Source organism: Moorena sp. SIO4A1, assembly GCF_010672065.1.
GTDB lineage: Bacteria > Cyanobacteriota > Cyanobacteriia > Cyanobacteriales > Coleofasciculaceae > Moorena.
The window spans coordinates 1-10,310 of sequence record NZ_JAAHHX010000117.1 but is presented as its reverse complement, the minus strand read 5'-3'; the positions used below and the strand labels follow the sequence as shown (position 1 = coordinate 10,310).

At 46.2% G+C, this 10,310-nt stretch carries 4 protein-coding genes; all 4 read right to left on the bottom strand.

The features are described from left to right. Window positions 1-665: 665 nt before the first annotated feature. Window positions 666-3,260 (bottom strand): glycosyltransferase family 2 protein, encoded by a 2,595-nt coding sequence (locus F6K53_RS33985; protein ID WP_293030259.1) that lies wholly within the window; start codon window positions 3,258-3,260, stop codon window positions 666-668. Window positions 3,261-3,436: 176 nt separating this feature from the next. Further along, window positions 3,437-6,040, bottom strand: a complete 2,604-nt coding sequence (locus F6K53_RS33980) for a cellulose biosynthesis cyclic di-GMP-binding regulatory protein BcsB (protein WP_293064887.1) — start codon at window positions 6,038-6,040, stop codon at window positions 3,437-3,439. Between the two features lie 189 nt (window positions 6,041-6,229). Beyond that, window positions 6,230-7,534, bottom strand: coding sequence for a glycosyl hydrolase family 8 (locus F6K53_RS33975; RefSeq protein WP_293027117.1), 1,305 nt, complete (start codon window positions 7,532-7,534; stop codon window positions 6,230-6,232). Between the two features lie 343 nt (window positions 7,535-7,877). Beyond that, on the bottom strand, window positions 7,878-10,310 hold a 2,433-nt coding region (locus F6K53_RS33970; protein WP_293027121.1), incomplete at its 5' end, for a tetratricopeptide repeat protein.

The following is a 10,310-nucleotide window of genomic DNA, read 5'->3' as shown; positions in this document are numbered from 1 at the left end:
ATGGAGGCATTGCTGTGGAAACAGTTTCTTTCATGGGATTGGAGGGACAAAGTAACCAACCTAAAAACTAGACCCTATATAGGATAGCACTATTTATGCCTTTAATTATCGCGCTTAGTCCCACTAGATGTACTGTTCTGTGAGGACAAATGTCGCATTCGCAAAAACCATGCTCCTCGCAACTTCAGTATTCTGCGACGTTTGGCTCTTAATCTCTTGCGTCTTGAGCCAACCCGCGGGCAGTTTAAGAATGAAGCGCGCTTCGTGCTGGTTTGGATAACAATTTCTTGCTGAAAATTCTCGTAGCTTCTTTGCCTACTGGAGTTAACAGCAGCTCATAGAACCAATAACCGACCCCTTTGTTCTTCGCGATTGCAAAATCGATACTCTTGGCAATAACACCACCTTGTTGCGGTGAGCAGTTACGACAAAATCCTTGATTTTACACCATTGTTCTTTCTTTTCTATATGCGTTTACCCTGGACTTAGACCAAATTTTGCATCAATTTACTAACATCTCAGCCTCAAAAGAAGACTGGGCTATTTTGTCATAGTCTAAACTCCAGTTTTAACCTACCCTAGGGTAATTCCAAGGGGAACCTTCAACCTTCAACCTTCAACCTTCAACCTTCAACCTTCAACCTTCAACCTGATTAAACCTTCAACTAAAGTACCTTCAAAAGCTGTTTAATTTTGGTCTCCTGTTTCTGCTTTAATTGGTCTGGGAACTTCAACTCAATGGCAACTTGATCGGATAAATCTTCGACATCCACAATTTGAGCCAACAATCGCTGTGGTAACTGGTTAGTCGATTCCTGACTCAATAGCAAGCCAACGAAGGGTTGGTCTTGCTCCATTCTTCGTAAATCTTCTGGTGTGAGCAATGGACTAGTTTGCTCCGTGGTATCAGAATAGGCAGTGCTGCGTTCTAATTCAACCCGTAAACTCATCACTCCCATTTCAGTTGCCCTACCACTGTAAAACTTACCTTCCCAATAAAGCTGAGCAGTAGCCCTAATCTGTTTACGCACCTTAGTACTAGTTTGGGTATTCAACTCTCGGAAGGCACGGAACACACCAGTGGCTAAGAAACCTAAGGAGCCCATAGGTCGGTCTAAGGTCGCACGCTTCTGGGAATACCACTCCCTGACATCGGAATAAATTACTAGGACTAAATCATCTAGCTGAGCTTGAGTGAGGTTGATAAAATTAATCGCAAGGTGAACTTGATGGTCACTAATCGGTGTCTTGCGGATAATTTCTCCAGCAACAAAGGCTCGTCTGCCGTAATCTCCCACAATTTCAAGGTCTACTTGATCAGGTAGGTTGGGCCAGCTATCTAAGGCAATTAAAACTCCGCTTTCTGAGATATTAACCGTTTCCCCTGGCCAACTCTGGTCAGTGGTGTGAATTGTCACCGGAAGGCGTCGTAGCAGGCGGTGTTTGGGGCGTTGTTGGGGTTGTTCAAAGGCAACCAACAAACCTGCTGTCAGCAGAATCAAGTTAAAGACGCACCACATGGCGTTAACCAAGACCGCTTCTGCATCTTCTGGACGGAGCAGCAGCCAAAAGGGAACAGCTAGTAAGGCAGCAATCACTATAGCTGTTACTACCAAAAGACCCTGTACTGACTGCCAATCAAAACTCCGCTGACTAACCGATACCCCCTTGTCAGTTACATTAAATGAACCGAGCTTGGGGTTAATCACCGCCATCAGAGTGACATACCCCGTCTGGAATGACATCACAAATTCAAACACCTCGTTCCAGAAGGAAAAGCGAACTTCTTTGTAGGTGATATAGTTAGCATTGAGGCTAATCAGTAGATGGGGCAGGGCATAAAATAAGGTTTCTAGCCCCAAACCCTGAATGGGATTGATGCCAAACAATAGGAATAGAGTGGGAGTGATAGCGTAAATCAGCCGGGGAAAGCCATAGAAGAAGTGGGAGGTGGCTGAAAAATAGCAAATCCGCTGGCCTAAGGTGAGATGTTTTGCCTTCCAGTTCAACAAGGGGAATTCTAGCCGTAGAATCTGAGCCATTCCCCTTGCCCAACGCACTTGCTGACCCACATAGGAGGCAAAGGTTTCAGGGGCTAAGCCAGCAACCATAATCTGGTCATAGTACACTGACTCATAACCTAAGGAATGGAGTCGGAAGGCCGTGTGACAATCTTCTGTAACGGTTTCAACGGCAATTCCCCCAATCTCCAGCGCATGGTTTTTGCGAATTACCGCTGCTGAGCCACAGAAAAAGGAAGCATTCCAGAAGTCATTGCCCTTTTGCAGTACTTTATAAAAGAGTTCATTCATCACTGGAATCTCACCCTTAGTATAGAGATTTCGCTCAAAGGGGTCGGGGTTAAAGAACCAGTGGGGCGTTTGCACAAAGGATACGTTTGGGTTGTAGAAAAACCCGACTGTGCGCATCAGCAATTTTCGCACTGGAATGTGATCGCAGTCCAGAATCAATACCAGATCGCCCTTGGTAGTCTTAAAAGCTGTGTTGATATTACCTGCCTTGGCATGATCATTGTTAGGTCTAGTCAACAATTTACAGCCGATTTCTTCGCACATCTGCTTCAACTTTTTGCGACGCTCTGGATACTTTCTGCCATCATCTAAGACATAGACTTGTTTTTTATCCTCCGGATAGTCCATAGCCAGAGCGGCTACTGCTGTATTGCGGACAATTTCCACAGGCTCGTTGTAGGTTGGAATGTAGATATCAACCTTGAACCATTGGTCTTGAGGATAGTTAGCCAGATCAACGGTTTCTCGGTCTTTGATTTTGATAGTTTGAAAATAAGCTAGCAATAGGGTTAGAATTGCATACAATTCCGCCCCCAACAACAGCACACAGAAAAACCCGTTGATCCAAGTATCAAAATTTAGGGTATAGGCAAAGCGATAGTATAGGTAGCGCATGGTGGTCACCAGGCTCAGCCATACTAAAAACAGATGAAAATACTCACTGACTGTTTTATCAGATTGTTTGGCTTCAGTGCGCACTACCACTTGACCAACCAATATTAGTGCGATCGCTACAATCCCCTGCTGCCTGACTGTTAGGGGTGTAGTAATCAGGGGTATGGATAGCAACACCAGCAGCAAAATCAGCCACGACAAGTGATTCGACCCTAGCCGTGCTAGGACTCGGTCAAAAAACCGAGGTAGGCGATCAACGAGTAATGTAATTAAAGGGGATCGACGAGGGCGATTTTGCCTATTTCTCGATTGTTTGAATAAGGAAAAAGACATAGCAATTTATAGCATTTTGATTTGAGATGTGAAACTAATATTGATGTAAGTATTCAGCCGTAAGCTATCAGCTATCAGCTGATAGCTTACAGTGGAATTTTGATTTAATCCTATTTAATATACAAACAATCCTAAAGACTAATTAAAACTAAAGACTAAGCACTAATCACTAATTACTAATGACTTTTTTGATCTGTCACACGCTTGAGGTACAACTGGCTAATGCCATAAAGCAGGAAGGTTACGCCCAGAATACCTAAAGCTAGGAACCACCAGTTTTGTTGGAGGAAGAACGATGCTTTACTGAGGGCGGAGGTTTTTTCAATGCGCTTTTTAGAACGGGCTAGTTCAAAGAACTCTAGCTTATAGGCATCGGGGTCATAACCAGCAGGGTCTTGTTGATAACTACTAACTAAAACCGTATCCTTCTGCAACTGGTAGAACCAAGAATCTTTAGTGAGAATCTGCCGCACGCGGTCTAAGCCATTTTCCGTTTGACCACTCAAAGCCAAAAGTACCCGCTGATTGTTATCGGGAGACATGATTTGTTTCATTACCCCTTCAGTATCCGGTAGAGTCTGGGCACTAGCTTCACCCCACTGACGTCCTAGAGCATTACTCAAACGCAAACCTTTTGACTCAAATACCTCTGGAAACGGAAATTCATCCCTGGTGCCAATTCCGACTAGATTGCGCTTCCTCCTGATCTGATCAGGCAATTGTTCAATGGTGTAAACATCCAGCTGTACTGAATCTGCCTTACTCAGACGTCCTAAACGTTCACTCATAGCTAGTAGTGTGAGCAGATCGGTATCAGATGGTGTCTCTGACAACACGATCGCTGTATTGGACAAATCTTGAGGAGCTGCAAATGGGTAACCTACTTGCAACAGTTCTAGATTAGGTAGTTGAACTGAGGGCTCCCGATTAACTTTGAAGCTGGTTTCAGCATGAACCGTACCGGTTAGTTGTTGGTCCGTAATTTTACCACACTCCTCTGGTTCCCTGGGGTTCAGCCGGAAAGCAACTTTGATTTTAGAGGTGGGTTTAATCAGATTGGCAGGAAGATCCACTTTGAGGGTTTCTCGCTGTGAGCCATCCCTCTTAGTCAAGCGTTTACCACCAATTAGTACATCATCTAGTAAGACTTCTACAGCAGAGGTGCGAGGATTGACCTGGGGACCATAGCTGTAAACTAAATTCATGGAACTGCCCCGTTTAAACCGATCATCCGGTAAGGCACGAAAATTAAACTCTACCGGTGGTGCTCCACTGCCTCGCACCGTTACGTCCTTAAAGGGTTTACCATTGGGCTGAGTAACGATGTCTTGGAGAGTAAAGGAATTTTCTTCTGGCAAATAACCAGGCCAATTTCGGGAGGATGGTATTGGTACATCCGGAACCTGATCCACGAAAATTAATTGACCTGTGCCAAGTTTACTGGTATCTGGCTGTACTAAAAACTGGGCAGCCTTTTTCACGCCATCTGGGCCATTGCCAGTCACCACCAAGACCGGGTTACTGCCATCATTGACGGTGGTAAGTGCCAGCACACCGACATCATCGGGTAAGGGAATCTGATTTCCATCTAAAATCTGATTCCCGGAGAAAGTAAAGGGCAGTTCTAAAGACTTCAAAACCTGTTGATTTCCAGGAGTCCCAATCACAACTAAACTATCGCCCCACTCTAATTCGTCGATAGTCTCTACTAAACGGGTGGTAATAGGACGGAAGTCAGCCAATCTGCCTAGGGAAGCCTGTAAGCGAGGCGCAGCAGTCAACCAAGATTCTAAGGAATCCACGGATCGGGTCTGGACATTCCCCTGCGGCAGCATATAAGCAATGCGATTGGCATCTAAGCTGAGTTGATCAAAGAAAGGATAAGGATAGCGACTGAAATTTAGGGGGATAGGTTGAACTTGGTATTGGAAGATTAATTTGGAATCCGGCAAAACCTCAGTCCACAACGTGGCATCCCCTCCATCCGTACAGCCAGTGGTGTTGTGTTGCTGGGCTACTAGGGAAAGTTCATTGTAGTCCTGGATCAGGGTCGTTGGAATAGCAAACATGACGTTAGCCACCTGAGACTGCTTGCGGTTGAGAGGGACACTGGCCACACTGGTACCATTAATCCGCAAGGTCAGGTTAGAGCGATTTGCAATCAAGGCTGGTGAATGCTGGAAGCGGATTAAGGCTTTGGCGGTTTTTATATTCCAACCCCTCGGACGGGTAAAGCCCAGTCTTGCTTCCGAATAAACCCCCCGCATACGGAGGCGATTGCCTACAATCGGAGAGCGGTTAAATTGCAAGATGTACTCACTTAATGGGATATTCGGCGTAGAAGCAATTGGATTTGGGGTAGATTGGGGCTGTGAACGAGGTTGGGACTGGGAGCGGGGTTTGGTCCGTGGCTGAGGTCGGGCAGCTGGTCGAGGTCTGGTGGGAGCAACCCTTGCTGGCGCAGGATTAGAACGTCTTTGTCGTGGCGCTGCTGGAGCAGCTTTTGGTCTAGGTCGCGCCGCTGGCCGAGGTCGAGGTTTAGGTTTGTAGACTGGAGCCTTAGTGGGGGTTTTGGGTAAGCTGTACTTCTGGATGAACTGGTCTTCCTGTTTTCTGAGGTTACCGTCCCCTTGAGCTCTGGTTAGGGTAGTACCGATGCCGAGGGTTAATACCATGCTTGCACATAGCAGCAACAAGGATAATCTAGGACCTAGAGAAGGACGTCGTTGATGATTAGTCGTACGATCTTGGGCTTGGGAGCGGCGAAACAAGAATTTCATAATCTTAACAATAGAGAATACTAGGAGAATAGTAAGATCACCCTTAATTTATAAAGAAAAGTTGTATTGCTTAGGCTTAACTTTAACGATTTAGACCATTTTTGTCACCTGTATCACCTGATTGATCGGTATAGATTGATCGGTATAGTTATCGGTATAGTTATTGGTATGTTTAAACTATTCCCCTCCCTAACTGGGATTTAACAGGTTGCGGTCGATGGCTGTGGTAGGCAATAACCCTAACCAAGCTAAGTTTTGGGTATAGTAGGCCGATTGATCATCCCAAATGCCTTCCTGATATTGTGGTATTAGTTTCTGCTCTATCAATTCTCTAGCCATCGCTGGCTTAATTAAACGTAGGGCAGAATAAAGCATGGCATATTGGGAAGTTGCTTCGTAAGTCACCGTTGGTTTTCCCTGGATGTCAATCCTGGCGGGCAGCTTTGAAGAAGAACGCCACAGGGATTGCAAATGCTGGGTGGCAGTACCGAGATAGGAAAATGCTTCTGGGGTATTGAACCAAGCTGCATCCCAAGCAACTCTCCACCACACTCGGTAGGCATCAAAGCTATAAGAACTTTTGAGTGGACTGTCTGGTGGCAATGGCTGGAATTGACCAGTTTCGGTATCAAGGGCTATCCAATCGCTGGGTAAACCTACAGCAGAAACCTGAGAAGACTCTTTTAACACCTGGTAGCTACTATCCACCAAACTTAACCAGTCATGGTTGGGGTCAACTTGGGCAAAGAGACGAAAGGAGAAAGGAGCAAGATATGAGGGGTTGAGATATACAGTTGATGGAGAGGGCACAAAGGCTGCTACAGGTCCTGGCAGAAGATAGCGCTTTCCCCTGACCTCTTTGGTGGACAAGTTCCACAAATCTTCCAGCTTAGTCAAAGCTAAGTCTAGGTATTCCGGTCGATTCCAGCGACGAGAAGCGAGAATTAATGCTGTTGCTGCATCAATATCGGCATCGCTGGCAAAATTTCTGTCAATCGCACCCCAGTTACCGCTCTGATTACGACCCCACTTCCACACCCAAAGTTGGTCTTCGAGAGTACCATTGGTTCCTGAGCGTTTGAGATTGTTTTGAGACCATTCTAAGGTTAGGGCAAAGGTGGTGGGGTCATCGGCAATCACCGCTCGCAGCATCCCATAGGCTTGCCCTTCAGAGGTTGAGCGATCGCTTGCTTCGTAGTCGATGACTCGCCCGTCTTTTTGAATAAATTTCTCTTTGTATACAGTCCAACTTTCTGCTATAATAGCGCTTTCGTCTATAGGTAAAGCAGTCTGGGGAGCCTCTGGTTCAGGATACTCACGGTATACTGAAGGCGTTTTGCTTGGTGATGACTGGGGTGGTGAAGGGGTTGGAGATCGTCTTGACAATTGATGGGGAGCACAACCCCATAGACTCAACAACATAATGGTGAAAGTAACTATAGAAACCCTGAGGGTGCGACCCATAAATAAACCTTGACGGCTGTTGTATGACATCGTAAATTTGCGGCTCTTACATTTACTCCTCAAACATAGTTGGATACAAGCCTCTGGATTGATCCAACGTAGTCTTTTAAGGGAAGAAGTCTGAACCTAAGCCTAGCCTAAAAACATCAGAGTTCAGAATTATTCAATTCTGATATTGGCTTTAAATGTCTGGATTATTCATTTGTGATTATAAAACTGCCAATTTTTAAGTGTTCATTGCCATTTGGGATTTTCCCTTGCGATACCTTAATCCTTAATCCTTCATCCTTCATCCTTGACACTTCATCCTTTATACTTCATTTAGAATTTATTCTTTACACTTGACACTTCATCTAGACTTCATTTTTTATCCTTAATCAAAACGTTCCCAAGGCGGTTGGAAACCCCTGCGGAACAGAAATCCTTCTTGGATTTGCTGTCTCTGACGGGACAGGGTAGCAGTACTAGACCCTCGACTGAATTCCTCCAGTCGTAGCTGTTCCAACTGTTCTAGGGCTTTGACTTTAAAATCTTCTGTCTGATTTAGTCCAACTAAGGCGCGACGTACCCCGAAATCCAGGGGTTTGATCGCAAGACCCCTATAATAGAGTTGCTTGGCGGAGTCAAAGCGTCGTTGTTGGAAACGAACACCACCTAAAGCAGCAATAATCTCAGTGTTACTGGGTTCTGCGGTCAAAATCACCTGATAGGCGCGTTCTGCTATGTCTAACTGATCAATCGCTTCTGCCAATCGCCCCTGCAACAAGTATGTCTGAACGGAGTAGGGAGCTCGATTGACTAATTCAATCACCTGAGCTCTAGCTAATTCTGGACTACGCTGAGCAATAACCTGAATTAAACGGCGGTTTACTGGTATGTTGTCTGGTTCAGATTGCAGGAGCGAAATGTATAGGGGTTCTCGTGTGGGATTGGCAGGTAGAGCACCGACTAGAGCAAAGAGTTCTTGGGGCGGAAGCACATTGGGTTGTGTCTGCAACCAATAGTATACAAATGCCTCAGCTTGGGATTCTGGAATCAGATTCGCTTGATAGGCAATTGTAGCTCGTGCTAGCTGTAGGTTAACATCACTAGGATTGAGCGCCACTAGTTGGTCATAAACTGCCACAGCTTCCCCTGGTCTATCCTGTAGCAGAAGTATAGATGACAATCCTTGCAATGCTCCATTGAGAATATCCCGTTGTGGGTTGCTGGCAATCAAGGCTTGGTAACGCTGGCGGCTAGCAATCCAGTTACCCTCAAGACGTTCAATATCTGCCGCTAGCAACTGTACTACCAGATCGTTAGCTCCCTGGGGTGTGGCGGTATATGTAGCCAAAGCATTTCTAGCTGAGATCAAGTCATTGGCTTCAATGTAAAGTTGAGCCATCCGAAAGTACAAAAACGGGGCGTTAACCCCAGATGCCAGGATATTTTGGTAAATAGATAGAAATTCTGGCCCCGGCGGCTCGATCGGGATCAAGGCGTCTGCCACCGCTTGCAATTCCCTGGGTTCAGTAGGTAGGGGAATCAGTATGGTCGCTAGACGGTTGCTCAATTGAGCTTGAGAAATTAACCCGGTCTGACGTTCCAGACCCACGATCTTAATCATCAGACTACGGTTATCAGGCTCGAAGGCAAGCTGTTGTTGGTAAAGCTGCAATGCGGTTGCCCGTTCGCTGGGTATGCCTGTGAACACATCAGCTATCTCCCGAATTAAGTTAGGGTCATTAGGATTCTCTGCCAGTGCCTGGCGGTAGAGCATAGAGACTTGGGCTTCCAGGGCTGGATCTTGATTTTTATTGCGAATTTCATTTAGCGATCGCGCTAAGGGCAATGTGGCTTGAGAAAGACCTTGTAAAGGCTCTAATACAGCCAAGGCTTCAGAGATTTGTCCATTTTCAGCATAGGCTTGGGAGAGGGCGGCTCGGGTTTGGATGCCTAGGTCATCCAGCTGATCGATTAGGGCGAATCCCACTAACTCGTTTTCCAGAACCTGCACCGCCTGAGCCGCATTGCCAGTTTGCCTTAAGGATTGGGCATAAGCCAGCACAGCATAGCCACTAATCACATTCCCTGTCGCGAGGTATTGATTAAAGAGTTCCAGACCCCTTTGAGGGTTACCGTTGTAGGTGTAAACTTCTGCTGCCCCTATTAGCACATCTGGAGTAGGGTCCGTTTGCAGCACAATTTCATAGTCTGCGATCGCTTCACCAAATCGTTGCTGATAACCATACAGCAGAGCTCGCCTGCCACGAGCTTCTGTATCATTGGGATTAATATCGAGCAAGACCGTAAGGGCTTCAATTCCCTGAGCCTGCCATTCTTGTTTATAAGTCCCGAACAGACCTACTGCACTTAGGGCTAACTCATTGGTAGGGTCTTCAGCGAGCACCTGTTGATAGGCATCCCAGGCTTGGTCAATCAATCCCTGTCGGCGGTAGGCGATGGCTAGGCCAATCTTCGCATCAATGGATTGGGGATAACGCTGGACAGCTTGCTCAAACTCTTTAATTGCCTCCTCCACTCGTCCTTCCCTGAGCAGATTAAAGGCTTTGATAATCGGCACCGGAATAGTTTGGGCTTGAGCTGCCTCAAGGCAAAAGGCAAGAGGGAAAAGGGAAACAGTTAAGGGTAAGAGGTAAACGGTCAAGGGTAAGAGGTAAATGGGTAAATAATTTACCACACGGCGGCACGGATGGCAAGGTGAATCCAGTCCCTTTGCCTTTTGCCTCTGACCCGAGGATTCTCCGCTCTTTATCGGGGGTAAGCCTTTTCCCTTGTTCCTTTTGCCTTCCTCTAGAATCAT

Bases quoted from the DNA above. Each gene is read 5' to 3' on its own strand.
- F6K53_RS33985 (WP_293030259.1), bottom strand. From the start codon at position 3,260: ATGTCTTTTTCCTTATTCAAACAATCGAGAAATAGGCAAAATCGCCCT.
- F6K53_RS33980 (WP_293064887.1), bottom strand. From the start codon at position 6,040: ATGAAATTCTTGTTTCGCCGCTCCCAAGCCCAAGATCGTACGACTAAT.
- F6K53_RS33975 (WP_293027117.1), bottom strand. From the start codon at position 7,534: ATGTCATACAACAGCCGTCAAGGTTTATTTATGGGTCGCACCCTCAGG.